Below are 22,313 nucleotides of genomic sequence, written 5' to 3' on the forward strand. Positions count from 1 at the left end.
TTTCTCGGGCCTCCGATCTACTCCGGCAGCGAGGTAGTAGCATCGCTGCTACGATGCCGCACTGGCCACGAACGTAAGTGCCTTGAGAGTTATCAGGGATCGCTGGACGGCCTCCGAATATGGCCCTGCCGTCTTGCAGCGGCTGGACCAATCGCGCCAGAAATCCTCGGCTTGTTTCAGAAGGGCAGAGGGTCTTCGGGGTCGGCGGGATCCTGGTAGGAAATCTGATGGGAAAGGACGAAAGCCACGGTCTGGCCGCGCGACCGAGAACGAGCCCACGGTCTTCATGGCTTCGCCGCGCATCGGGACTGCGGTCCTGAGCATCAGCATCGAGGCGCCCGCGACCATGCTCACAGCGCCCTCCTCGAGGCGGCTGCCCCAAGGTATGCTGGTCCCGTAGTCGAAGCGCGCCACAAGTTCGCTGCGCATCTCGACCTCACCCTCCATGCCTTCGACGATTCTGACGACCTTCGACGGATCCGCCTTCGGCGGCATGAGGTCGAGGAGGCGGACTCGGCCCTGGTCGGTCGTAAAGGTTGTCTCGAGGATCAAGGTGCCCGGTCGGCAACATCTTTCGCTGCTCCACCGAGCCTCGGGGCTAACCTTCCAGTATCCGTTGTGCTCATCGCCGAGGAGCTTCGCGAAGCAGCTGTCCGAATCGAAGCGGGAGACGCAGAGCCAATCGATCGACCCGTCGCGCCCGACCAGACCTGCAGTCTCACAGTCGCCGATCAGAGCGGTAGTCTTCGATTCCAGCCATGCTGGGCGTCCAACCGGAAAGTGCTCTCGAGTTCCGGGAGATCCGGCCGCACAGGCTCATACTTTCGGGGGACCTAGTCGCCCGTTAGGACCTTTCGGAACCCGCGAACCCCTTCGCCCGTTCTTCCTGTGTCGGAGGTCTCATGAGCGACAGACGGAAGAAAACGGCAGGCGGGGTAGCCCATTTCTTCGGCGAATTTGCCACCCGTACCTCGCAGGCTGCGGGGCGGGCGTCGACTTTCGTGCTCGCGGCCTTGGTGGTGGTGGTCTGGGCGGTGACCGGTCCGTTGTTCGGCTATTCCGACACATGGCAGCTGGTGATCAACACCGGCACCACAATCGTCACCTTTCTGATGGTGTTCCTCATACAGAATTCGCAGAACCGCGACAGCGCCGCCATGCAGGTCAAGCTCGACGAACTGATCCGAGTCGGGGCGGCGCGAAACTCGCTTGTCGGCAGCGAGCATCTCACCGACGAGGAAATCGAAGAGTTGCGAAAGAAATGCGAATCGCGCGCCAAGGCGGAAAAGGCGGCAAATGATCATGTGAAGACGACCGGACGACGGGCTCGTCGGGCTGCCGAGCAGGCGGCGAACTGAGTGCCACGGTCCCGAAGCCGCGCAAGCGTCCGGTCGGTGCCCGCAACATCGTACAGGTAGCCAGGATTGGGGGGCGAGCTGAAGCTGCTTGCTGCACGACCGCGTGCTGCACGCCGCTGAACCGGGCGATCGGGCTTCGGCCGCGGAGTCCGTGGATTGGGATGGCATGTATGAAATTGAACACTAACCGTCCGTCCGCAGCTGATCGCCTCCCCAGCGATTGAAGCCGAGGCATCTAGTTCAATCGTTCCTTGCCAATCATCTGGCTGGCAGAATGATGCTTCTCAGCTAGGTGGCCGCGATTTGCAGTGGTGAGCGTCCCCGCGGCGCCGGCATCAATGACTAGGCTCCAACCAAAGCTCGCGAAATAGCCTAAGGCTATCGCCCTCGGAGGTTCTCGTCTGGGGCCACTCGGACCCTTGCTCCCTAGAACTGTCGATGGCTCTGTTTCCTTCAGCAGTAGGGCCCTTGATCGCATCACTAGCTCATCGGATTTTGTGATTTGTCCGCCTTGGTGCGCGCACGAGCAATTTCGAAGGCTGTCGCGGACATTGGCCCGGTCTTGTATCCAGCCCTGCTCGTCGCACTCCGCAATGGCCCTGGCGTTCTCCAAGACGGAGATCGCCTAGCCACTCAGGGTCGGCATCGCGGCTGCCTGCGGAAACATCATCATGAGATCGCTCCTGACCAAGGGCCGATCTTTGCCGGCCTTGCCCGTTCCAGGTTGCCAACACAGACTATGGCTACTCGATCGAGTTCGCGGAAACAGACCGAGCGGCACATCCAGATTTGGCGACGGGCTACACGTTCAACTAATCCCAATATGGAATAGGGGGCCGGGCGATCATCAGCCAAAAAATAGCCATCACGGCTGCAAACGCCGGAAATCCAAAGGCAAACCACCAACGGAAGAGCCGGTAATACTCGGAAGGCAGCTTGGTGCCGGTCTCAACGGCATTGACGGCGAGATTGCGCATTCGCATTTGCATCCACACCACAGGCAGCCAGAAGGCGCCTGTCACGACGTAGAGAGCGATGGATGCCGCAACCCAACCATCGCCAAGGGAGTATCCGCTCGACAATGCGAGCCATGTGCCAGTGATCGGCTGCATGATCACGGCACTCGCCGTGAACAGGAAGTCGGCCAGCACGACGCTCCGCGCGACCCCTGCGATCTCGCGCGGGTCGCCGCGCAGATGCGCCACCAGCATGAAGAAAGCAATGCCGGCACCGGTGCCGAGTAGGACCGCAGCACCGATGACGTGCACAGTCTTCACCAGAAAGTAGAACATCAGCGATCCTCTCGGATCGCCATGGCGACCAAATTGAGCATGATCACCGGCCAGATCTTCAGCATGGGCCCGAGTGGATCGGACCACAGCCGCGGCACCAGCGTCGTACCGATCACTGCATATGTGAGCGAGATGATCAGCGCTGCCCAGAGGCCATAGCGGCTCAGAGGGCGCCAGAGAATGGCAAGGCCAATGACGATATCGGCGAGCGCGCCGCCGGTGACGGTAACGGCTGCGACATCTTCCGGGAGCCTGCCTTCCCGAAGCAACGACATACCGGTTTCCCAGCCCGGACCCAGCGAGATGATGCCGGTGCCGATCCAGAACAGGCCGAAGACGCCGAAGATAAGCGGCTTGAGCGCATAGAGCCGCGCAAACCAGCGTTCCTGCACTGAGGCGGGTTCGCGTGCGAGCGCAAGTTCGACATCCCTTGGGCCCAGGCCGGTGACTTGGCGCCAGGGCTGGGGATCGCCGGTCGCGCCACGCTGCATCTCGACCCGTGCAGTTGAGTTAACCGGCGTTGCCCAGCCCAGCATCTGCGCAAGGTCCCCTGCGCGATAGAACGCCGAAGCCGCCCAAGACGGCAGGTGTAGGCGGTAAGCCGGCCTCCAGCGTAGCCAGGAGCGAAACAGCGCGACGGCATCGCTGAAGGCCATCCGCTGCGGACCGGCCAAATCAAGCGCTACGCGAGAAGGCGCGCCGGGTTGCAGGAAAAACACGACCGTGTCGACGACGTCATCCAGATGTACGGGTTGAATAGCTGCCGTGTCTGGCATGGCCGGCAGAACCGGCAGTGACGCCAGCCCCCGCAACAGCGCGCTGCCACCATAGGCCGGCCTGCCAACGACGACCGAGGGCCGTAACACGACCCAATCGAGATCCCGCTCCATCAGGGCGGCTTCACCATCCCGTTTGCTGCGAGAAAAATCCGTCCTGGCATCCCGATTGCTGCCGATCGCCGAGAACAGGATGACACGGCGGACGCCCGCGCTTTCACAGGCCGCATAAAGCGCCGCGCTGCCAGTGACATGAACGCCTTGCATGTCCTGTCCCTGCAGAGCACCCGCAGCGTTGATCACGGCATCGGCGCCTGCAAGAATCCCCTTCCATTTCGAAGCGTCGGTGGTCCGAGCCACATCGAGGGTAATGTGGTGCGTATCGGCTGCAACTGCTGGATGACGCGACACGAGTACGCATTCATGCCCTTCAGCCGACAACCTGGCCTGGATTGCCGACCCGATCAGTCCCGTGCCTCCGACGAGAAGGATGCGCATAGACTGGTCCTTCGTTCATCTCTGGCTGTCCGAAAACGGCTGGTCCGAGATGCTCACGAATAAAGCGGCTCTATTTATGATCGTTCCTGGGAGTCGAAATGATGAGGTCGTGCAACAGCGCCTGGTACGTGACTGGCGCCTTGCCTTCGAAAAGCTCGCCAACAGTGGGCCTGTGTTCCGCCACCGCGGCAATGGTTTACTGCCCATTGAGCCCTTGCGCGAACGTTCTAACCCTCATAGCGGCAGCCACGCGGTGGCAGGTCCATGGCGCGTACAAGAAGCGGGCCCGGGCTCATCAGCTGGCCATCCCGATAAGCTTCCCGGCTCCGAGGCGGGCCGCCAGCTAGGCGGGTTGCCAGCCTCGCCAAGCCGAGGAACGTTCACCGCTGCATCAGATTGGTTCGCAGAACCGTCCGCCGGCGCGAAACCACATGCTCGCCATCGGGCGAGCAGGGTAGCGAAGGCTATATTGAAGGAAGATGATCCGGAGAACGATGTGGCGGGGCTGGCGAAAGAACGAACACAGCCGTTTCGAAGAGACCTTCGTTTCGTCTCTTACTTCTGGATACTTCTGTGAGCGTACTGGATTTTATTCTCGGCAGACGGTTAGCCAACCGCGAGTTCAACGAGCGGAAAATCGGTGCCTTTGAGGGGCTGCCAGCGATGGGACTGGATGGGCTCGGCTCGTCCGCATATGGACCCGAGGCCGCGCTCTCCATCCTGATCCCACTAGGAGCAGGTGCGACATCCTACATCAGCTGGATCATGGTGCCGATCGTGGCCCTGTTGGCTATTCTTTTTGCTTCATACTGGCAGACCATCCGCGCCTATCCCAGCAATGGAGGCGCATACATCGTCGCGAGAGACAATCTGGGGACGAATGCCAGTCTCTTGGCCGCTGCCGCGCTGATGGTGGATTATGTTCTCAACGTCTCGGTCGGGATTGCCGCAGGTGTCGGCGCCTTGGTATCCGCCGCGCCAGCGCTGCATCCGTATATCCTTCCTCTCTGTTTGGCCATCCTCGCCATAGTTACGTTGGTCAACCTGCGCGGCACCTTGGATGCGGGGCGCGTGTTCGCGCTCCCAACCTACCTCTTCGTTATGAGCTTCGGTTTCGTTCTTATTCTAGGTATCTATCGCGCGTTCGCATCCGGCGGTCATCCACAAGCCGTCGTGCCGCCGCCAGCAATGGAAGGGGCCACGGAGGCGGCCACGCTGTGGTTGCTCTTGCGTGCATTCGCCAGCGGTTGCACTGCGATGACGGGCGTGGAAGCCGTCTCCAATGGCATGACGGCCTTCCGCGAGCCCGCGGTGAAATACGGGCATCGAACGCTGACAGCCATCGTCGTTATCCTGGGCGTGCTGTTGCTGGGGATCGCGTTTCTTGCCCGCGCCTATGGGATCGGTGCAATGTCTCAGGAGCACGATGGGTATCGCAGCATCCTGTCCCAGATCTCAGCCGCGGTCGTGGGGGAAGGCGTTCTCTATTACACGACGATCGGGTCGCTGCTCTGCGTGCTGGCCTTTTCGGCCAATACCAGCTTCGTGGATTTCCCTCGCCTGTGCCGCGTTGTCGCCGAAGACGGCTTTCTGCCGAAATCATTCGCCATCGCAGGCCGCCGTCTGGTCTTCGATGTCGGTATCCTGTACCTGGCCGTGACGTCCGGTGTTCTGTTGATTGCATTCGGCGGGATCACCGACAGGTTGATCCCGCTCTTCGCGATTGGTGCTTTCCTGACGTTCACGATCTCCCAAGTCGGAATGGTTTGGCACTGGCGAAGGAACATAGCGGCCGGATATTCAAGCAGCGAAAACAAGACCCATCTTGCCTTGAACATGGCGGGAGCGCTCACGACCGGCGTGGCTCTGATCGTCATCGTGGCTGCGAAATTTGTGGAAGGGGCCTGGATTACCATTCTGGTTCTTCCGATCGTAATCGTTCTGCTCAAGGGTATACGCAGCTATTACGATCAACTTTTCGACGAGCTTCGTGCTGCAGCGCCCGTCGAGCTGAGCACGTTGAGTGCACCGATCGCGATGGTGGCGTTCGAGAGCTGGACCAAATTGAGCGAAAACGCCCTGACGTTCGCGATGAGCATCTCGCCGAGTGTGATAGCCATCCATCTTATGAAGCTGTCAGGTCCTGATCAGCAAGAAGAGCGGCGGAGACTGGAGGAGCGCTGGCGGACTCAGCTCGAGGAGCCTTTGAGCCGAGCAGGGATGTCGCCGCCCCGGCTCGTCATTCTGCAATCCCAGTATCGAAACCTACAGATTCCGATGATCAAGTTGATCAACGAGACCAGAACCCAACATCCGGGCAAGCGTATCGCGGTCTTGATACCAGACGTGGTGAAGGATCGATGGTACCAGCACCTTCTGCATACGCATCGGGCTGCCCGTCTGCGCTCACGACTGCTCCGAATCGGGGATGACGACCTGACCGTGATCAATGTGCCGCTCCGCATACGGCACGGAGCGAAACACGATCACCCCGAGTAACGCACCACGCATCCCAACGCGATTTGAACGTCGCTGGCTACCAAGCAGAAGTTCCGGGGACCGGAAAGAGGCCGGCGTAGAGGCACCAGGCGTTTTTGCAAACGAGCGTCCAAGCTGGTGCGACCCAGTACGTCTGCGGGGATCAGGCTTGACCTCGGGTGGCTTGAAAGTTGGCCTAAGCGGCTTGAACGAGCTTGCAGACGTACGAGCCGACGCTCCGAAAGACCTGGGCCGTTCAGACGCCTAGGCGTAACAACGGATGGCTGATCTTGGCGGGCCTTCTTATGCAATGAAACGACCCCAGGCCTGGACGTTGGCCCAGGGCTGGGGCCGCTCGGGCTATCCGTCGGAGAGCCTATGCGTCGGAAACGCATGCAGAGCCAAGTTTCGCCTTGGACCATCGTTCCTATGGTCGATACACCAGGTTCGTCCGGTGGACAGCGAACCCCAGCCGCGCGGCTGTGACGATCAGTTACCTAACTCTGTTGGTCTGCCGGCTGGGGAACTCCGCACCGCCAAACAGGTTGCTTTCGCAATTTCGAGTTCTGGTCCCGGCGGCCAGTACCTTTGGCAGCTGACGTACAGCAAGGGAGGATGAAGCAGCATGACCCAAGTTGATTTAGATGACGTACGTGCCCGCGCCTACAAGCTTTGGGAGGAAGCTGGTAAGCCGGAGGGCCGAATAGATGAGTTCTGGTACGAGGCCGAGCGACGCTTGAAGGAGGAAAGCCTCAGCCACGAGCTTAAGACGTCGGACAATCCCTGAGGCCATCACGGTCTATGCAGAGTGCGTTCATTGACCACCTGTCCGGACTTCGGCGGCTTGAACATCAGCTTCGGTTGGCTCGTCGCGCGGCCGCGCTCATAACCGATCAGGCGACCGCGAAGCGCCTCGAAGAATTCGCTGGTGAGATCAGCCTCAGAGTTTGCAGACTGAAACTTGAGAGCCTGGAACACGAGACCAGGCGACGCGCGTACGAGCTCTGGGAGCGTGCGGCGCGGCCACACGGTAGAGATGCGGAGTTCTGGCTACGCGCGGAACGCGAAGTGGTGGACCAAGCAAAGCTTGGGAGTTGCGGAGGGTGAAAGGAGCGCGGCCCACTGACCCGATCGAGCAGAATGGCAAAACATCCATGCGACGCGAGGCATCACACGCTTCAAGATACGGACGACATGCACTTTGCCTATCGTGGTCCCTTGTCTCTGGACCGGGCTGCTACGCCCGGCGGTCACCTCGTTTTCCAAGGGCGGCGCTGCGTCCTTGAGTTCGCTGTGGTGTTCGATGGCGGCGCGCATCCAGTCCTTCTCAAGCGCCCGCACGGATGGAAAGAGATCAAGCGAGGTATGTTCCGCTACCAGGAACAACCGGCAGGCTGCGGTCGTTCTTCCTCGGAGGAGCATCGCATGAGCTTAAGAAGGTCCATCGGAGGCCTCGGCCCCTACCAGTCGCTTTTCTTGTTGGCGCTCCCGACAGCGACCGTAGAGCCCCTGAAGCTCGTCGCGGTAGCGTGGCAGGAGAGGGCCACTGGATCACGGGGACGGCGATGATCGTGGCCTGCTACGCATTCAGCCTTCTGGTGGTCGAGCGGCTCTTCGTCATGGTGAAGCCGAAGCTGCTCATGATCCCTTGGTTCGCGAAACTCTGGAAAGCGTTCGTTTCGGTTCGGACGCGTGTGTTCGGGGTATTCCGTGCCGGCAGCACCGAGAGAGTTCTCGATCGACAGTCGGCTTCGAAATGAGCCGAGAGTCAACGCTCCCTAAGCGCCTGCAGCCAATGCTGGCGACGCTCACCGATGCCCCCTTCGACGATCCCCATTGGGTATTTGAGGACAAGTATGACGGATTCCGCATGGTCTCTGAGATCCGCGGGGGCAAGGTGGCCTTGTACAGCCGCAACGGCAAGATCATCAGCCATTCGTATGTTGAGATTGCACAGGCCTGGAAAGCGTGAAGGGCGACGCCGTGATCGATGGCGAGCTCGTCGCGATCGGGAAGGACGGTGTATCCCATTTCCAACTGCTTCAAAACGCCCTGCGTCGCGAGGCTAAGCTTATGTATTGCGTGTTCGACCTCATGTTCGCAGACGGGGAGGACCTGCGTGGGCTGCCGCTTCTCGAACGCAAGCAGCGACTCAAGGCCATCCTGCCACGCCACAGACTGATCGCATTCAGCCGGCACCGAAAAGCCGACGGCAAAAAGTTCTTCGCGGAGGCCGAGAAGAAAGGCCTCGAAGGGATCATGGCGAAGCGCTCCGACAGCGCGTATGCATCTGGAGGCCGGACCGCGGACTGGCTGAAGGTGAAGACCGCACAGCGACAGGAGGTCGTGATCGCCGGCTTCACGGCGCCGAGGCGAACCCGGCCGTTCTTCGGCGCCCTCGTGCTGGCGGTACGCGAAGGCGATGCGTGGCGGTACATAGGCCACGTCGGCACCGGCTTCAGCCACCAAGTTCTGGAACAGCTTTACGGCAAGCTCATGAGGCTCAAGGCAGCCAAGTCGCCCTTTCCTGCCAAGGTGAAGGACGAGCGGGTCACGACCTGGGTGCGTCCCTCGTTGGTCGCGGAAGTGAAATTCGCGGAGTGGACCAGCAAGGGCGAGCTGCGCCAACCGGTTTATCTCGGCCTGCGCTCCGACAAGATCGCCAAGGATGTCGTTCGCGAAAATAGCGCTGCCGAGACGAAGCGTACGATTTGTTCAGCCCGCCTCGCGCTCAGCTGCCGAAGGCCACGGCGGCAGGGGCGGCAACCCGAGAGCCTTACGAACAGGTCCGAACGATCGCCGGTGAGCTGCGCATGCGCCAAGCCTGGCGAGCGCCTCATAGTGAGCCGGCACCGGGTAGCCCTTGTGGTCCGCGAATCCGTAGCCGGGGTGACATACGTCGAGCGTTCGCATGACGGTGTCGCGCTCGACTTTCGCGAGAATGGAGGCGGCGGCGATGCTGGCGGACTTGCCGTCGCCTTTGATGATCGCCTGCTGCGGAATATCAATTTCCTTCAACCGCTTCGCATCGATGAGCAAATGCTGCGGCGCCAACCCGAGCCCGCGGACCGCACGCTGCATCGCCTGGATGCCCGCCCAATAGATGTTGATCGCGTCGATCTCCTCGACCTCGACGAACGCCACATACCAGCTGACTGCCTTTTCCTTGATCTCCTTCGCGAGCTCTTCGCGAGCCGCGGCGTCAAGCTTTTTCGAGTCGTCGATCCCGACTATCCGCGTTCCGGGTTTCAGGATCACCGCGCCCGCGGAGACTGGGCCGGCGAGGGGGCTCATTCCGGCCTCATCCACGCCGGCCACGGCATGGTGGCCGCTTTCCCAGAGAGAGGTCTCGAAGCGAAGCATCTTGCGGAGGCGCTGCCCTTCGGACCTGCTTTCGAAGCGCCTTTTATCGATGGATGCCAGGATGGCACGTGCTCCCGCGCGACGGTCAGCCCGCAGGATCTGCTCGACGCTGACCTCGAGTGGTCGTTTCTCGACGACATAGCGCTGACGCAACACATGCGGCCTTCGCACACTGACTGGGGAGCCATGTCGGTGAACTTTGTGGCGATTGTCTGAAGTTAGGCCTGGCCGCGACCGTCAGCCTGCGCAGCGCACGTGGAGAGGAACCGCCGGCTTTAGCTGGGAGCCGGTATTCTGCGCGGCTACTGATCTGCATGTACGACTCGCGATGTCCGAACGGAACCAACCGCTGTGTTCATTCCTTTAGAAAGGAGTGGAGCCTCGATCCCAGGGTGCTTCCGAGGGACAGGCCCATGCTCCGAGAGACTCGCAACGAAGAACAGGTTCTGGACCGCACCGCCGAGGTCGCAGCCACCATTGCGGAAGAAGGCCTTCGTTACGTCAGCGACTCCGCGCCGGGCTACACGCGCAAACGGACCGGAACCACCTTCAGCTACTACGACAAGGACGGCAAGCGCATCACCGATGCCACCATCCTCCGACGCATCAGATCAATCGGGATCCCGCCGGCCTACGAATCCGTATGGATATGCCCTTCGGCAAATGGCCACATCCAGGCAACCGGGCTCGACGCGCGGGGCCGCAAGCAGTACCGCTATCATCCGAAATGGCGGGAGCTACGCGACCAGAATAAGTATGAGCATATCATCCAGTTCGCGGCCGCCCTGCCTGCGTTGCGGGACCGGGTCGCCGCCGACATGAAGCTGGACGGGCTTCCCCGCGAAAAGGTGCTGGCCACAATCGTCAGTCTTCTGGAGAAGACGCTGATCCGTGTCGGCAACGCCGAGTACGCCGAGAAAAACAAGTCCTACGGGCTCACCACCATGCGCCGCAAGCACGTCGCTGTCGGGCGCGGCGTCCTTCGGTTCGACTTCACGGGCAAGTCAGGCAAGCAATGGAAGCTTCGCGTCGAGGACAGGCGGATAGCCGCAATAGTGAAGCGCTGCGCGGAGATACCGGGACACGAGCTCTTCAAGTACCTGGACGACGACGGACAGCCCCGCACCGTCGACTCCGGCGACGTCAACGCCTACATCAAGGACATCACCGGCGAGGACTTCAGCGCCAAGGATTTTCGGACTTGGGCAGGAACGGTTCTGGCTGCGTTGGCCCTGGCCGAATGCAAAAAGTATGACAGCCAGGCCGAGGCCAAGCGCAACGTCGTCGCGGCGATCGAGAGCGTCTCGAAGCAGCTCGGCAACACACCGGCAATCTGCCGCAAGTGCTACGTGCATCCGGAAGTCCTGGACGCCTACATGTCCGGTGACCTCGTGAAGATGATTGAACTCAAGATCGCGCAGAAGTTCAAGCGCCAGTACGCCAAGCTCACTTCCGACGAGATCATGGTGCTGGCGTTTCTCCGCAAGCGTCTCGATTCTCTGAAGGCCCCCGCCTAGCCTCTCGTCGCACTCGGCATACGGCGCGTTCTTGACCGTGGCGGTTGAAGTCAGGCGCGCCATCGTTCCCACGCCGGCTTTCCTGAGCTCGCTCTTCCATCATCGGCAAGGCGCAGCAGCCCAAGATGCCAACCGCTCGAACTGGGCGGGACGTTCAAGATATTCGCCTATGAGTTTCACAGCCACACTGCTTCGTGGCAGTCGCCACATCGATAGATCGGCACCATTTTGTCGTTCTTCACGTCGAGGATGGATGTGGTGTCCGCAAGGGCCCGCTGCACTTGGGACACGGTGGCCCTAGTCGCGGAGGCGGTGGCGATGGCTCAGTGTCCCCAGTCTTGGACACGATTGGACCTCGGATGAAATGAGGTTCCTAAGTACCAAAGTAGACGTTCGCTACCTACAACATATGATGAGCCGCATTATTCCTTCGGCGGATCAGGACGCCAGACTTTCGGGACCGGGAGTTGAAGCAGAGCCTCGGAGAGTCCTAGTTGCAGGTAGGACTTTCGCAGTTGCTCGTGAGTCAATTCGTTGGCGGCCTTGATCTCCTCGATCCTGGCGGCAATCTTCTTTGCCAGCCAGTCTGTGTACTCGCCGGCCATAGGACACCTCCCTATGCAGACATTAACATAGGTTAAGCCTCCTCGGTTCCAGCAGCTAACCCGTCATTTCAAAAATGGCGATAGAAACCACTCCGGCGACGAGCTACACCCGCTTGAGTGCGTCGCGAAGGGATGTGAGGAGAAATTCGGACCTCCACGATTTACCGACGTTGATCGCATCGCGTAGGACCGGTTCGGCTTGGAGGTCGGCGGCAACGTAGCCGCTGGCAAGAATGAAGGGCACGGACATCGAGCGGAGCGTCTCGGCAACCGGGGTGATCCATTTTCCCGCCAAGTTGACATCGAGAACGGCGGCGTCGGGCCGCTCAACCTTCAAAAGCTCTAAAGCGCCATCTATGTCCGGGACAGGGCCGATCACGCGGTAGCCAGCGGCCCTCAGTTCGGTGTCGAGCTCCAGTGCGATCAGGTACTCGTCTTCGACAACCAATATTCTGGGAGCGTCGTCCATGAGTGCTCCCTGGTCTTTAGGACTCCAAAGGCGCCGTGATGTAAACGCGTAAACCGGTGGGCTCGTACTTCAGTTCCACAGAGCCCCTCAAGCCCTGCACCGCGCTGAGATCGATCAGCCTGGAGCCGAAGCCAGAGCGAGTTGGCGGAGCGACGGGCGGGCCGTTTTCCTCTTTCCAATCGATGTGAATGACGGACTTGCCGTCGTCCTCAGATGTGCGCCAGCTGAGGTGTACCAGTCCTCCGGGCTTGGAGAACGCACCGTATTTCCAGGCGTTGGTGACGAGTTCATGCAGGATGAGGGTCATCGGCACGACCTGGCGGCGGCTGAGGCGAATGGCGGCTCCCGCGATCACTCGGTAGCGGTCCGGGCCTGCAGCCTTCAACGATTGCTCCACCAGAGCACTTAGATCGGCCTCGGCGCTGCTGGCCAGCGCCAGGGTCTCGGCTTCGGTCACAGCCTGGAGTCGCCCTAGAAAGGCGTCCCGGTAATCCTTCGCTGACCGGCCTTCCACATCGCCCTGATTGGCAAGAGAGCGAACGATCCCGAGAAGGTTCTTCATCCTGTGCCGCGTCTCGGCGAGAAGAATGTCCTTTTGAGCGTCGCTATGGCGTCTGTCGGTCACGTCCTCAAACAGGATCAGAACGCTGGAGCTGTTATTATCCGGGTGAACCAGACGACGGGCGCTAACCAGCATTGTTCGCGCTCCGATGGCCGGAAAATTGGCTGCAACTTCGTAGCCGACGACGGCGGTGGATCGGGGAATGATGTCGCCGACGAGGCGCCTGAGTTCGGGTATGTCCCATTGACCGTCGCCGAGGTCGAACAGGCTGCGCCCAACCGTGTCGTCCCGTCCAACCCTGAAGGTTTCGTAGAACCCGCGATTGGCTGTCAGAACACGTCCGCCCTGGTCAAGCACAAGGAGGGGTTCCTCGAGGGTATCGACGATCCCTTGCGCCTGGACGTGCTCGCTGCGCAGAAGCCGGTACAAGTCTTCGAGATTCATCGGGTCCCTCACCTCGGAAGGTTTTCCGCTAGGCTAATATGTGGCCAAACCGTTCACAAATGAAAATGGGCTGCTTGACCGTCCAGGCAGCGTCGTGCGCGGCGCCCGACGCTTTCACGTAAATGGACAACTTGACCGCTGAACCCTTGGTTTGAGCCGATTGCGCCCTTTGAGCCATTCCTAAAGAGTTCCGGAAAAGTCGCGAAAGATACTGCTTGCGAGGCGACCAGGACGGGCGCACGCTTCGGACATCACAGCCCGGACCTCGGCTACTATCTGTGATGAGAACGCCCGTAGCGCTCCCGCCCTCCTCGAACAAGGGAGCAGCGCCATGACAAAGCGGCGTCGTTTCAAACAGACTCGATCTCTGGAGGAGCGCCTTGCCGAAGAGGCTCAGCGTTTGCTCGAAGAAGCGAGCCTGCTTCCGCACGGGCCGCTACGGGAGCAGGTGATCCGTAAGGCAAGGCAATGTGAGACCGGCTCGCACATGAGCGATTGGCTGCGATCGCCGGGATTGAAGCCGCCCGAGTGAGCCGCTCTAAGTTAGAAACTGCTGCAGCGGGGGCTGGTTGACCCTTCATGGCAGAGTCTTTCGGCAGAGAGTTTACCATCGTCGAGGCGACGTCGGATTCGGGATCGACGGAAGTATGGCTTGCTTTGGCCAAGCCAAGCCAGGCCGTGACGCTGGTCCTTGCGGCCGTGCCGGAGGGCTGGACAGCACACATCCTACCGGCCGTCTTATCTGAAAAGCAGCAAAGAATGTTCGAAGAGGTCGACCTCCAGCCGGGTGAGGTTTACCGGCTTCCCTCGAAATAGGAATGGTGCGCTGGTATGCTTCGCCCGCGCTCTCGAAACTCCGTCGACGAGAGCAATGCCGTATTAAGCTGGTTCGATGACGACACAGGCCTCCAGAGGCGGTCAGATCCACGACGCGGCCGGTACAAGCTTGATCTTTGCGAGCTTGACCATTTCCCGAAGATGCCCGGCCAGTCGATGGCGCACTATCGCGCCTCGACGACCTCGCCATCCTCCTTCACAAACTGGCCGATGGGATTGTCGAGAAGATCGGCGACCGCTTCCGAAGGCCTACACAATCGCGCGCCCTTTGGTGTCACGACGATCGGACGATTGATGAGAATGGGATGCGCGAGCATGTGGTCGATGAGCTCGTCATCGGACCATTTGGGATCGGCGAGGCCGAGGTCCTTGTAGGGCGTACCCTTCTCACGCAGCAAGGCGCGGACCGATATCCCCATCTCCGCGATCAGTTGCCTGAGCGTGCCGCGCGACGGCGGCGTCTTGAGATATTCGATGACAGTGGGCTCGACACCGCTTTGCCGGATCATCGCCAGCGTGTTGCGCGAGGTGCCGCAGTCGGGGTTGTGGTAGATCGTGACGCTCATCGGGTGGTCTCCGCAATTGGAACAGGGCCGCGCGCCTTGGAGGGACCAAGCAGCCAGTTCATCAACAGCATGCCGGCGAATGCACCGCAGAGCTCAGCGAGGATGAAGCCGGGGAGGTCTGTCGGGCGAATGCCGGCGAATGTGCTGGTCAGCGACCGCGCAATGGCCACGGCCGGATTAGCAAACGACGTCGAAGCGGTGAACCAGTACGCCGCGGTGATGTAGAGGCCGACGAGCCAGGGTACGGCGGTCCGTTGAAACCGGATGCCGGCCAGGATCGTCGCGACCAGCCCAAAGGCGGCCACCGCCTCAGCGAACCATTGTGGTCCGCCGGTCCGGACTTTCGTCGACAGATCGAGCAAGGGCAGGGCGAACATCAAATGCGCGGCCATCGTACCGGCGATGCCGCCGGCGATCTGCGCGATGACGTAGAGCGCAGCCTCATTCACCGGCAGCTCGCGCTTGCCGATGAAGACAAGCGTGACTGCCGGATTGAAGTGCGCACCGGAGATCGGACCGAGCACCGCGATCAGGACGACAAGAATGGCACCCGTCGGCAAGGTGTTGCAGAGGAGCGCAAGCGCAACGTCCTTGGTCAGCGTTTCCGCCATGATGCCGGAGCCGACCACGGTGGCGACGAGAATGCCGGTGCCGAGCGCCTCGGCCGCGAGGCGCCGGGGGAGGTCGAAACTATCCATCAGCGCGCTCGCTCCGCTCTCCTTGGTGAGCAGCAGGATTGCAGGGTTTGAACCACGGGCTCGCAAACTTCGGGCCGGCCGCCGCAGCAATCCTGCAGCAGGAAAACCGCAACATCGCGAAATTCTGCGAGGTTGGCGCGGTAGATGATCGACCGGCTCTGCCGCTCGGAGGTCACGAGGCGCGCGCGTGTGAGGATCGACAGATGAGCCGACAGCGTATTTTGAGGGACTTCCAGCAGGCGCGCGAGGTCGCCGGCCGCAAGGCCATCAGGCTCGTGTTTCACCAGCGTCCGGAACGCCCCCAGGCGGGTCGATTGCGACAGGGCGGCGAGCGCCAAGACGGCGTCTTCAGTTTCCATATATCCAGATTTATGGAAACACTGAGCGCTCGTCAATCCGGAAACCCAACCCAATCCGGAATGATATTTCGAACATTCTAGAAATATGGTTTGACAGGCAACGCGCGGCGGTGCATCGTGATGGAGATGAAGATCGACGACGCAGCAGCTCGCCTCGAAGCCCTGGGCAATCGGACACGGCTCCAGATTTATCGGGCGTTGGTCCGGGCCGGGCATCCGGGCATGCCGGTCGGGCGCTTGCAGGAGAAGCTGAAGATCCCGGCATCGACGCTGTCCCATCACATCAAGGCTCTGGTCTCGGTAGGGCTGGTGAACCAGGTCCGCGAATCCACGACGCTGGTTTGTCATGCGAACTTCGACGCAATGCGAGGACTGGTGAATTTCCTGGCATCGGAGTGCTGCGCGGACGAAATCGGATGCAAGGATACGCAAACGGCGGCCTGATTTTTTCGGTCGCTATTATTCGATGATTCTAGAATGATCGGAGAAGCGAAATGGACGGCAAAATGAACGGCAAGACGGTTGCCATCATCGGGGCAGGTCCGGTCGGCCTCGCGGCCGCAGCGCATGTGCTCGAACGCGGCATGTCGCCGATCGTGCTCGAAGCCGGGTCGGAAGCAGGACATGCTGTTCGTCAGTGGCAGCACGTCCAGCTGTTCTCGCCATGGGAATACAATATCGACAAGGCGGCTGCGCGGTTGCTTGCGCCCACGGGGTGGAATTCGCCGGATCCCGAGTCCTACCCAACTGGCGGCGAACTGATCGATCAATACCTCGATCCGCTCGCGACACGCACGCCGCTCCGCGAGGCGATCCGCACCTCCAGTCGCGTGACGGCGATCAGCCGCGCCGGTTTCGACAAGGCCAAGACAAAGGGGCGGGAGCAGGCCCCGTTCGAAATCCGCTATCAGAACGGCAAAGGCCCCGAAGTGTTGCGCGCGGATGCGGTCGTCGATACATCAGGCACGTGGTTCTCTCCCAATCCCGCCGCCAGCAACGGTTTGCCCGCCATCGGTGAACGCGAGCGCGCGGATCGCATCGCCTACGGCATGCCGGATGTGTGCGGCACCCATCGCGCCAGGTATGCCGGCAAGACCGTTGCCGTGCTCGGTGCCGGCCATTCCGCCGTGGGTACGCTGATCGATCTCGCGCAACTGACTGACGAGGTGCCGGGTACGCAGGCCATCTGGCTGCTGCGCGGCGCCGATCCCGCAAAGGCCTTCGGCGGCGGTCGCAATGACAAGCTTGCCGCGCGCGGCGAGCTCGGCTCTCACTTCGCAGCGCTGGTGGCGGCCGGCAAAATCACGGTGGAGAGCGGATTTGGTGTCACTCACATCTCGGACTCCGGAGGCCGTCTCAAGATTTTGACCGGAGCCTGCTGCGGAGCGCGAAGCGTGGTTGCGGATGAGCTGGTCGTCTCCACCGGTTTCCGTCCCGACTTGTCGTTTCTCTCTGAGCTGCGGCTTCGACTCGATCCGGCGATCGAGGCGCCCGCCGCGCTCGCGCCGCTGATCGATCCCAACGAGCACAGCTGCGGGACGGTCCGCCCCCATGGCGCCCGCGAACTCGCCCATGACGAGCCCGGCTTCTATCTTGCTGGCATGAAGTCCTACGGCCGTGCGCCGACCTTCCTGATGATGACCGGCTACGAGCAGGTCCGCTCGATCGTCGCCGATATTGCCGGCGACAAGAAAGCCGCCGCCCGGGTCGAGCTCGTGCTGCCGGAAACCGGCGTTTGCACGCGCGGTGGCCTCGAGGCAGCCGCAGCGGGATGCTGTGGTGGTCCGGCGAAGGAAGAGGCATCGGCCTGCTGCGCCGCCGACGAAACGGCGAAGAAGGCAGGCAGCGCTGGGTGCGGTTGCTCATGAGGTCCGTCCGCGCGAGGCGAGCTACGATGGGAGGAGAGCATTCGTAGCTTGAGCGGATGGTCGCTGATTGCGGTCATGTGCATCGGCCAGGTTGGCAATCTGCTGCCGCATGTGACCCTCTCGGCGAATCTGGCGCAGCACCTGATGCCGGCATGGGGGCTGTCCGCCGCCGAGGGCGGCATGATGGCGAGCGGCTACGCGTTCGGCTACATGCTCGCCGTGCCCGTGCTGACGACGTTGACCGACCGCATCGACGCACGGATCGTATTGATCTGCGGCTCTATCATCAGTGGCCTCGCGACAGCTGCGTTCGGCATCTTCGCCGAAGGCTTCTGGTCTGGGACGATCATCTGGTCGCTCGCAGGCTTGGGATTTGCCGGGGCCTACATGCCAGGGCTGAAGGCTCTGACGGACCGATTGCCCGCCGGCGACACCTCGCGGGCGGTGACGTTGTACACGTCGAGCTTCTCGGTCGGCGTCGGGCTTTCGTTTCTCGTTGCGCAACTGCTCGCAGATCGCTGGGGCTGGCGGATCGCTTTCTACGTCACGGGCATCGGCCCCATCGCGATGGTGGTCGCGTGCCTCCTGATGGAGGGGCGTCGGCCCACGCCGAAAGCAGGTCGGCTGTTGAACTTCGGGCCAGTCTTCACCAACCGCGAGGCCCTCGGTTACATCTTCGGTTATGGCGCGCATTGCTTCGAGCTCTATGGCATCCGCACCTGGCTGGTGGGATTCTGGACCTTTGTCGTCGCGCATCAAGGCGCACCCTCGTGGTTGTCGCCGGTGCTAATGAGCTTCTGCTTCGCGGTGATCTCGATGCCGGCCAGCATCCTCGGCAACGAAGCTGCACTGAAATTCGGACGACATCGCGCCATCACGGTCGTGATGATTGCATCAGCTTGCGTTGCGATCGCCATCGGTCTCAACGCAACTGCGCCTGCGTGGGTGCTGGCGTTGCTGCTGATCGTCTATGGCCTGACAGTACCGGCGGATTCCGGTGCATTAACGGCCGGCATGTCAGCTGCGGCTGTCTCCGAGCATCGCGGCGCGACGCTGGCCCTGCATTCCACCGTCGGCTTTGGGCTTTCAGCCCTCGCCGCGTGGGGGACGGGCGTTGCGCTCGATGCGGCGGGCGGACCGCAGACCGCGCGTGGCTGGCTGCTGGTCTTTATCGTTCTCGCGATCGGGATTCTGTTGGGCCCATTGGCGTTGCTCTGGGCGCGGATGGCTCGCTTGGAAAAGCGTCTGCTTTAAGCGCAGTCTCTTCGGCATGTATAGCCGCGCTGGCGTCGTCCCAACATTCACCAAGCAATTTGTCGGTTCTCGGGCCGCGCATCGGTCAGGAGCGGCTTGCCAAGGCCATGCGCACGTGGCGCGAGACCGTCGAGCATCCCTTCAGCACGATCAAGGCCCGTATGGGTGCGACCCACTTCCTGATGAAGCGCCTACGGAATGTCGCCGCTGAGATGGCGCTGCATTTTCTCACCTATAACATCACAGGGGTGATGAACATCATCGGCCAATCGAGCCTGATTCCGCCATCCGCCGCGTCGCAACACCCATTTGACCGGTCATGGCTATCCGACGCGAGAACATCGACTGACCACCGCGGGCCCTCCTACCCGTTTGGACACAACCAAGACCCGCAGCGGACGTTTCCGTCTACACAGGCTCGCAATTGTTGCTTTGCAACCAGTTGAGGTTCCGGCGAGGTAAGAAAATTGTTTCGGCGCCGGCCTCCAATTGTGTGGCGTCCCGCGCGTTGTTACACGCTATGACCATACACAGGCTGCTAAGAGACAGTGCCTTTGGGCCCGAGCAAATCGCGCGTCTGGTTGCGGCCTACGAAGAAGCGTTGAGGGCCTTGGGTCTGAATGATCGCAGCGACCCACTCACGCAGCTTGTCGCTGAGAAAATCGTTGCCATAGGCCAATCAGGGATTGAAGACCCTGCTGAAATTTCAAGATTAGCTGTTCGGGCACTGGCAGGCTGAGACAGCCAATCACCCGCGTTCACTTTTGAACACTTGCTTCACGAGCGGATCTTTGACGTTCCCTTCCCGGGCTGGACGCGGTTTGTTCCCGTTCACCGCGAAATCGGGGGGGCCGGGCTAGTTTCAAAAAGGGAACTTTAACTTAGGTTAGTTGTTTGTACCGCACCCCCGAGGTCCGGCGAATGGATAAGGAAGATCGCAAGGCGGCCATCCGCGTTCGCATCGATGAGCAGATTGAGGCCATAGCCAAAGCCATCTGCGAGGGACGGCTGCCAGTAGCTGACCAACGGATACTACGTGCCTTGGTGACGCAGCTGGCAAGGGAAGAAATGCTCTCGAAAAGTGATCCATGACAATGCGCCGCTCGTAATCGCGCTGTAGTGGATTGCCATGACGGACGACGAGAAGCAGCTGCCCAAGCCCAAGAGCAGAACCGGCGGCCAAGGTGCCCGTCCTGTGCTGGATTTCCCCAGCTTAAGCATTCAATACTTGATCCGCAGGGAGGCAAGACCGTCCGGCTTTACCAATGCCATTGCGGCGAACGCATCTGGGACAATTAGGAACGGTACAGAGTTCATCCGCTTATAAGGCATGACCAAGTCGACCCCCAACCCGATCCCAGAGAAGCCATCCGACACCAACAAGCGCGTGATGGATGAAGTTGAGCTGGAATTAGAGACCAACCTTAAGCGCAAAGTGCCGCCGCCTGATGATATCGACGCGCGATAGAGCGCAACTTGAACCGAATGTCGGTATCGCTGGTTGCGCCTTCCCGGTTTGAGCCCACCGATCGATGGTGGTCGCAGTTGACCCTGGTAAGTCGGAGTAGCCGTGTTCGGATAACAGGCAGTGCAATCACTACGATCGTGCGACGAGTGCACAGCGGAACGGCCGAAAGCGCGCCGGCTTCGACCTCCCGATAGATTCCGGAATAGAGCATCAGCGCATAGCCGAGTCCCGGGGCCACTATGCGCTTCATGGAGATCAAGCTGTCGACCCGCAATCGGCTCGCGACCTCCGGCGGGAATGGCGAGCGGCTTAGCGGCAGCACGGCCCGTGGCAAGGACTTGAATTCGGCGCGCGTAAGCTTGCCGCGCTTGAGCAGGGGATCGCGCGACGGACCGATCAGGAGGTCTGCTCGACGACAAGCGTGGCTGGCATGGCGATCTCGGTGGAAACCACGATGAAGCGTCCGAAGCGCGGGTTCATCAAGCTCGAGGACACGGTGGCCGTGACCGCAACCGGGACGAAATTTTCGGCGAAGGCGGCCGCGGCTGGAATTCAGGTGGCACGGCCCCGGTAAAAACGTCGCTACCGTGGCAGTGGTTCGGCCGCGAACTCGTCTACGCGTTGGGGACGCAGGGAACGCCCCCGGTTAGATGGCCACCCGAACGGAATGTCGGCATCCCGATTTGAACCTGCTCGCCGACTATTTTTTGCCGGCGGCCAATCGCGCACGAACGGCGGCTTTTGGCGGACTATCGAGACCCGACATTCCGAGTTAGGCTGCTCTCCAATAAGAAAACAGGGCCTCCGAAATAGTGGGTTTCGCGATGTAACGGACCCCCGCTACCAAGCGATTTCAATAGGTTAGAAAAAAAGATCTCTGGCGAGCGTTCGCGGTACCACGGTCCGTACCACGTATCTCCTGTATGATGTCCACGCTTTCAAACGGTGATAAAGGTTGTCAATCGCGAGCAAGTTTCATTGTTTTTGTTGATCTTTTCGGCCGCTATTTACGTTCGGGACGCAGGGGTTGCAGGTCAAAGTACAGCGCCGGCTCGTGATTTACAAATCAGATGTAACTCATTGATCTATATAGCTCTGCTTCGGCCGGCTTTTACATCTAAGTGCCTGTAGTTATTTCGAAAACATCAGACTCTTAATCAGCGGGTCCCAGGTTCGAGCCCTGGTGCGCCCGGGAGCGAGTTACTTGGGGTCCTCCTTAAAATAAGAGAAAATGGCTTCATCTCGACTTGCTTGACGTTTGGTCGAAGCAGGTGCACTCGGTTGTCCTCGCGCACGGATTCTCGTGACGGTCGCGACTGCTAAGCGTTCGAGTTGGAGCAATAATGAGCAAGAGGCCGCTTCAGCGCGTCCTTTTCGTAGGCGTAATCGGTTTCATGGTCTGAAAGCGCAAGTATAGCAACATACATAGCTATAGCTATGTAATCGCTGAACTGAATAGCGTGGGGTCTTCAGAATATTCCATAACGTTCGATTTGCGAAATCCAGGTGTTGGAACTCGATAGACAAGTCGCCCATTGCGCTCGTTAGCAATGTCACTGCAAGACCCGGCGAGGGGGGCGCACGGACGCGAAGCTGGCCGGGGTTGCGCAGCGGCCGGGCGCCCGGATGAGAGTGCCAGTGACGGCGACTGGTCGATGCGGGATTTTTAGCCCGCCTTGAACAGGCTCGCACCTTGGCCGCGGCGGCCCGGGGCCTTCTGGCTGCGGCTGACGTCGAGCAGCTTCTGCTGCTCGGCGATGTACGCCAGAACCGGTCCCAACCGCTTGTTCTCGACGATCGCCGCCTGGTCGACCTGTCGCACCTTGTCGAATGTCCGGTAGGGCAACGCACGGCCCCTGTGCTTGATCACAAGCCGCCCATCCGGATAATCGAACACGGTG

Annotated in this window: 24 protein-coding genes and 4 pseudogenes; 17 read left to right on the top strand and 11 right to left on the bottom strand. The window is 60.8% G+C overall.

Annotated features, from left to right (window positions below; all coding sequences use genetic code 11):
- Positions 1-48: 48 nt before the first annotated feature.
- Positions 49-756: a trehalase-like domain-containing protein gene (locus BM222_RS43530; protein ID WP_502690988.1), complete on the bottom strand. Its 708-nt coding sequence runs from the start codon at positions 754-756 to the stop codon at positions 49-51.
- A gap of 146 nt (positions 757-902) precedes the next feature.
- Between BM222_RS43530 and BM222_RS34960 the strand changes: the two genes are divergently transcribed.
- Positions 903-1,358, top strand: coding sequence for a low affinity iron permease family protein (locus BM222_RS34960; RefSeq protein WP_092238965.1), 456 nt, complete (start codon positions 903-905; stop codon positions 1,356-1,358).
- 812 nt (positions 1,359-2,170) lie between these two features.
- On the opposite strand, the gene BM222_RS34965 is transcribed toward BM222_RS34960, so the two are convergent.
- Together BM222_RS34965 and BM222_RS34970 are read right to left on the bottom strand one after the other, a co-directional pair.
- Positions 2,171-2,650, bottom strand: coding sequence for a DUF2269 family protein (locus BM222_RS34965; RefSeq protein WP_092238967.1), 480 nt, complete (start codon positions 2,648-2,650; stop codon positions 2,171-2,173).
- Positions 2,650-3,924 carry an SDR family oxidoreductase gene (locus BM222_RS34970; protein WP_092238969.1) on the bottom strand — a complete coding sequence of 425 codons (1,275 nt, stop codon included), beginning with the start codon at positions 3,922-3,924 and terminating at the stop codon, positions 2,650-2,652. The genes BM222_RS34965 and BM222_RS34970 overlap by 1 nt, the downstream gene beginning before the upstream one ends.
- Between BM222_RS34970 and BM222_RS40575 the strand changes: the two genes are divergently transcribed.
- From BM222_RS40575 to ligD, 6 genes and pseudogenes are all read left to right on the top strand, one after another.
- Complete coding sequence (locus BM222_RS40575) at positions 3,917-4,501, top strand: hypothetical protein (protein WP_143106152.1); 585 nt, start codon at positions 3,917-3,919, stop codon at positions 4,499-4,501. The genes BM222_RS34970 and BM222_RS40575 overlap by 8 nt on opposite strands.
- Positions 4,498-6,423, top strand: coding sequence for an APC family permease (locus BM222_RS34975; protein WP_092238971.1), 1,926 nt, complete (start codon positions 4,498-4,500; stop codon positions 6,421-6,423). The genes BM222_RS40575 and BM222_RS34975 overlap by 4 nt, the downstream gene beginning before the upstream one ends.
- A gap of 604 nt (positions 6,424-7,027) precedes the next feature.
- Positions 7,028-7,189 (top strand): DUF2934 domain-containing protein, encoded by a 162-nt coding sequence (locus BM222_RS34980; protein ID WP_092238974.1) that lies wholly within the window; start codon positions 7,028-7,030, stop codon positions 7,187-7,189.
- Positions 7,190-7,203: 14 nt separating this feature from the next.
- A complete protein-coding gene (locus tag BM222_RS34985) occupies positions 7,204-7,509 on the top strand; it encodes a DUF2934 domain-containing protein (RefSeq protein ID WP_092238975.1) in 306 nt (101 codons plus the stop codon).
- Between the two features lie 422 nt (positions 7,510-7,931).
- The gene (locus BM222_RS34990) at positions 7,932-8,162 is read left to right on the top strand and encodes a hypothetical protein (protein ID WP_244547376.1); all 231 of its coding nucleotides are present in this window, start codon (positions 7,932-7,934) and stop codon (positions 8,160-8,162) included.
- A pseudogene (gene ligD, locus BM222_RS34995) lies at positions 8,159-9,084 on the top strand (non-homologous end-joining DNA ligase); the annotation flags it as partial. The gene BM222_RS34990 and the pseudogene ligD, both read left to right, overlap by 4 nt.
- Positions 9,085-9,117: 33 nt before the next feature.
- Here ligD and rnhB read toward each other — a convergent pair.
- Positions 9,118-9,918 carry a ribonuclease HII gene (gene rnhB / locus BM222_RS35000; protein ID WP_092239007.1) on the bottom strand — a complete coding sequence of 267 codons (801 nt, stop codon included), beginning with the start codon at positions 9,916-9,918 and terminating at the stop codon, positions 9,118-9,120.
- A 260-nt stretch (positions 9,919-10,178) separates the two neighbouring features.
- On the opposite strand from rnhB, the gene BM222_RS35005 reads away from it, so the two are divergent.
- Positions 10,179-11,282, top strand: coding sequence for a DNA topoisomerase IB (locus tag BM222_RS35005; protein WP_092238977.1), 1,104 nt, complete (start codon positions 10,179-10,181; stop codon positions 11,280-11,282).
- Positions 11,283-11,704: 422 nt separating this feature from the next.
- Here the strand turns inward: BM222_RS35005 and BM222_RS35010 are convergent, their stop codons facing one another.
- The 3 genes from BM222_RS35010 to BM222_RS35020 form a co-directional block, all read right to left on the bottom strand.
- The gene (locus BM222_RS35010) at positions 11,705-11,887 is read right to left on the bottom strand and encodes a hypothetical protein (RefSeq protein WP_092238979.1); all 183 of its coding nucleotides are present in this window, start codon (positions 11,885-11,887) and stop codon (positions 11,705-11,707) included.
- A 103-nt stretch (positions 11,888-11,990) separates the two neighbouring features.
- The gene (locus BM222_RS35015; RefSeq protein WP_244547377.1) at positions 11,991-12,356 is read right to left on the bottom strand and encodes a response regulator; all 366 of its coding nucleotides are present in this window, start codon (positions 12,354-12,356) and stop codon (positions 11,991-11,993) included.
- A 16-nt stretch (positions 12,357-12,372) separates the two neighbouring features.
- Positions 12,373-13,362, bottom strand: coding sequence for a sensor histidine kinase (locus tag BM222_RS35020; RefSeq protein ID WP_092239011.1), 990 nt, complete (start codon positions 13,360-13,362; stop codon positions 12,373-12,375).
- A 331-nt stretch (positions 13,363-13,693) separates the two neighbouring features.
- Here BM222_RS35020 and BM222_RS35025 point away from each other — a divergent pair, with 331 nt between their 5' ends.
- Complete coding sequence (locus BM222_RS35025) at positions 13,694-13,894, top strand: hypothetical protein (RefSeq protein ID WP_092238981.1); 201 nt, start codon at positions 13,694-13,696, stop codon at positions 13,892-13,894.
- 47 nt (positions 13,895-13,941) lie between these two features.
- Positions 13,942-14,178 (top strand): hypothetical protein, encoded by a 237-nt coding sequence (locus tag BM222_RS35030; RefSeq protein ID WP_092238983.1) that lies wholly within the window; start codon positions 13,942-13,944, stop codon positions 14,176-14,178.
- A 185-nt stretch (positions 14,179-14,363) separates the two neighbouring features.
- Here the strand turns inward: BM222_RS35030 and arsC are convergent, their stop codons facing one another.
- The 3 genes from arsC to BM222_RS35045 are packed head-to-tail and all read right to left on the bottom strand — an operon-like array spanning position 14,364 to position 15,822.
- A complete protein-coding gene (gene arsC, locus BM222_RS35035) occupies positions 14,364-14,765 on the bottom strand; it encodes an arsenate reductase (glutaredoxin) (RefSeq protein WP_092238985.1) in 402 nt (133 codons plus the stop codon).
- Positions 14,762-15,463 (bottom strand): aquaporin, encoded by a 702-nt coding sequence (locus tag BM222_RS35040; RefSeq protein WP_092238987.1) that lies wholly within the window; start codon positions 15,461-15,463, stop codon positions 14,762-14,764. Before BM222_RS35040 ends, arsC begins: the two co-directional genes overlap by 4 nt.
- A complete protein-coding gene (locus tag BM222_RS35045; protein WP_092238989.1) occupies positions 15,463-15,822 on the bottom strand; it encodes an ArsR/SmtB family transcription factor in 360 nt (119 codons plus the stop codon). The genes BM222_RS35040 and BM222_RS35045 overlap by 1 nt, the downstream gene beginning before the upstream one ends.
- 126 nt (positions 15,823-15,948) lie before the next feature.
- On the opposite strand from BM222_RS35045, the gene BM222_RS35050 reads away from it, so the two are divergent.
- The 7 genes and pseudogenes from BM222_RS35050 to BM222_RS42525 all read left to right on the top strand — a co-directional run.
- Positions 15,949-16,266, top strand: coding sequence for an ArsR/SmtB family transcription factor (locus BM222_RS35050; protein ID WP_092239013.1), 318 nt, complete (start codon positions 15,949-15,951; stop codon positions 16,264-16,266).
- Positions 16,267-16,328: 62 nt separating this feature from the next.
- Complete coding sequence (locus BM222_RS35055; protein ID WP_092239015.1) at positions 16,329-17,690, top strand: NAD(P)-binding domain-containing protein; 1,362 nt, start codon at positions 16,329-16,331, stop codon at positions 17,688-17,690.
- A 75-nt stretch (positions 17,691-17,765) separates the two neighbouring features.
- The gene (locus BM222_RS35060; protein WP_092238990.1) at positions 17,766-18,944 is read left to right on the top strand and encodes an MFS transporter; all 1,179 of its coding nucleotides are present in this window, start codon (positions 17,766-17,768) and stop codon (positions 18,942-18,944) included.
- 104 nt (positions 18,945-19,048) lie between these two features.
- A pseudogene (locus tag BM222_RS42520) lies at positions 19,049-19,225 on the top strand (transposase); the annotation flags it as partial.
- Between the two features lie 640 nt (positions 19,226-19,865).
- Entirely contained in the window at positions 19,866-20,036 is a 171-nt protein-coding gene (locus BM222_RS41525; RefSeq protein WP_177243646.1) for a hypothetical protein, read from the top strand.
- 238 nt (positions 20,037-20,274) lie between these two features.
- Entirely contained in the window at positions 20,275-20,412 is a 138-nt protein-coding gene (locus BM222_RS41530) for a hypothetical protein (RefSeq protein WP_177243647.1), read from the top strand.
- Between the two features lie 427 nt (positions 20,413-20,839).
- Positions 20,840-21,099 (top strand): annotated as a pseudogene (locus tag BM222_RS42525) (hypothetical protein); the annotation flags it as partial.
- 979 nt (positions 21,100-22,078) lie between these two features.
- On the opposite strand, the pseudogene BM222_RS35080 reads toward BM222_RS42525, so the two are convergent.
- A pseudogene (locus BM222_RS35080) lies at positions 22,079-22,313 on the bottom strand (ISNCY family transposase); the annotation flags it as partial.

Source organism: Bradyrhizobium sp. Gha (assembly GCF_900113735.1).
Lineage (GTDB): Bacteria > Pseudomonadota > Alphaproteobacteria > Rhizobiales > Xanthobacteraceae > Bradyrhizobium.

Coding starts and splice junctions, on each gene's coding strand:
- BM222_RS35030 (WP_092238983.1), top strand. CDS start 13,942: ATGGCAGAGTCTTTCGGCAGAGAGTTTACCATCGTCGAGGCGACGTCG.
- BM222_RS35025 (WP_092238981.1), top strand. CDS start 13,694: ATGACAAAGCGGCGTCGTTTCAAACAGACTCGATCTCTGGAGGAGCGC.
- BM222_RS41530 (WP_177243647.1), top strand. CDS start 20,275: ATGACCAAGTCGACCCCCAACCCGATCCCAGAGAAGCCATCCGACACC.
- BM222_RS35050 (WP_092239013.1), top strand. CDS start 15,949: ATGAAGATCGACGACGCAGCAGCTCGCCTCGAAGCCCTGGGCAATCGG.
- BM222_RS34970 (WP_092238969.1), bottom strand. CDS start 3,924: ATGCGCATCCTTCTCGTCGGAGGCACGGGACTGATCGGGTCGGCAATC.
- BM222_RS34960 (WP_092238965.1), top strand. CDS start 903: ATGAGCGACAGACGGAAGAAAACGGCAGGCGGGGTAGCCCATTTCTTC.
- BM222_RS35055 (WP_092239015.1), top strand. CDS start 16,329: ATGAACGGCAAGACGGTTGCCATCATCGGGGCAGGTCCGGTCGGCCTC.
- BM222_RS35045 (WP_092238989.1), bottom strand. CDS start 15,822: ATGGAAACTGAAGACGCCGTCTTGGCGCTCGCCGCCCTGTCGCAATCG.
- BM222_RS35015 (WP_244547377.1), bottom strand. CDS start 12,356: ATGGACGACGCTCCCAGAATATTGGTTGTCGAAGACGAGTACCTGATC.
- BM222_RS34985 (WP_092238975.1), top strand. CDS start 7,204: ATGCAGAGTGCGTTCATTGACCACCTGTCCGGACTTCGGCGGCTTGAA.
- BM222_RS34965 (WP_092238967.1), bottom strand. CDS start 2,650: ATGTTCTACTTTCTGGTGAAGACTGTGCACGTCATCGGTGCTGCGGTC.
- BM222_RS35040 (WP_092238987.1), bottom strand. CDS start 15,463: ATGGATAGTTTCGACCTCCCCCGGCGCCTCGCGGCCGAGGCGCTCGGC.
- arsC (WP_092238985.1), bottom strand. CDS start 14,765: ATGAGCGTCACGATCTACCACAACCCCGACTGCGGCACCTCGCGCAAC.
- BM222_RS35060 (WP_092238990.1), top strand. CDS start 17,766: ATGTGCATCGGCCAGGTTGGCAATCTGCTGCCGCATGTGACCCTCTCG.
- BM222_RS35005 (WP_092238977.1), top strand. CDS start 10,179: ATGCTCCGAGAGACTCGCAACGAAGAACAGGTTCTGGACCGCACCGCC.
- BM222_RS40575 (WP_143106152.1), top strand. CDS start 3,917: ATGCGCATAGACTGGTCCTTCGTTCATCTCTGGCTGTCCGAAAACGGC.
- BM222_RS35020 (WP_092239011.1), bottom strand. CDS start 13,362: ATGAATCTCGAAGACTTGTACCGGCTTCTGCGCAGCGAGCACGTCCAG.
- BM222_RS41525 (WP_177243646.1), top strand. CDS start 19,866: ATGGATAAGGAAGATCGCAAGGCGGCCATCCGCGTTCGCATCGATGAG.
- BM222_RS35010 (WP_092238979.1), bottom strand. CDS start 11,887: ATGGCCGGCGAGTACACAGACTGGCTGGCAAAGAAGATTGCCGCCAGG.
- BM222_RS34980 (WP_092238974.1), top strand. CDS start 7,028: ATGACCCAAGTTGATTTAGATGACGTACGTGCCCGCGCCTACAAGCTT.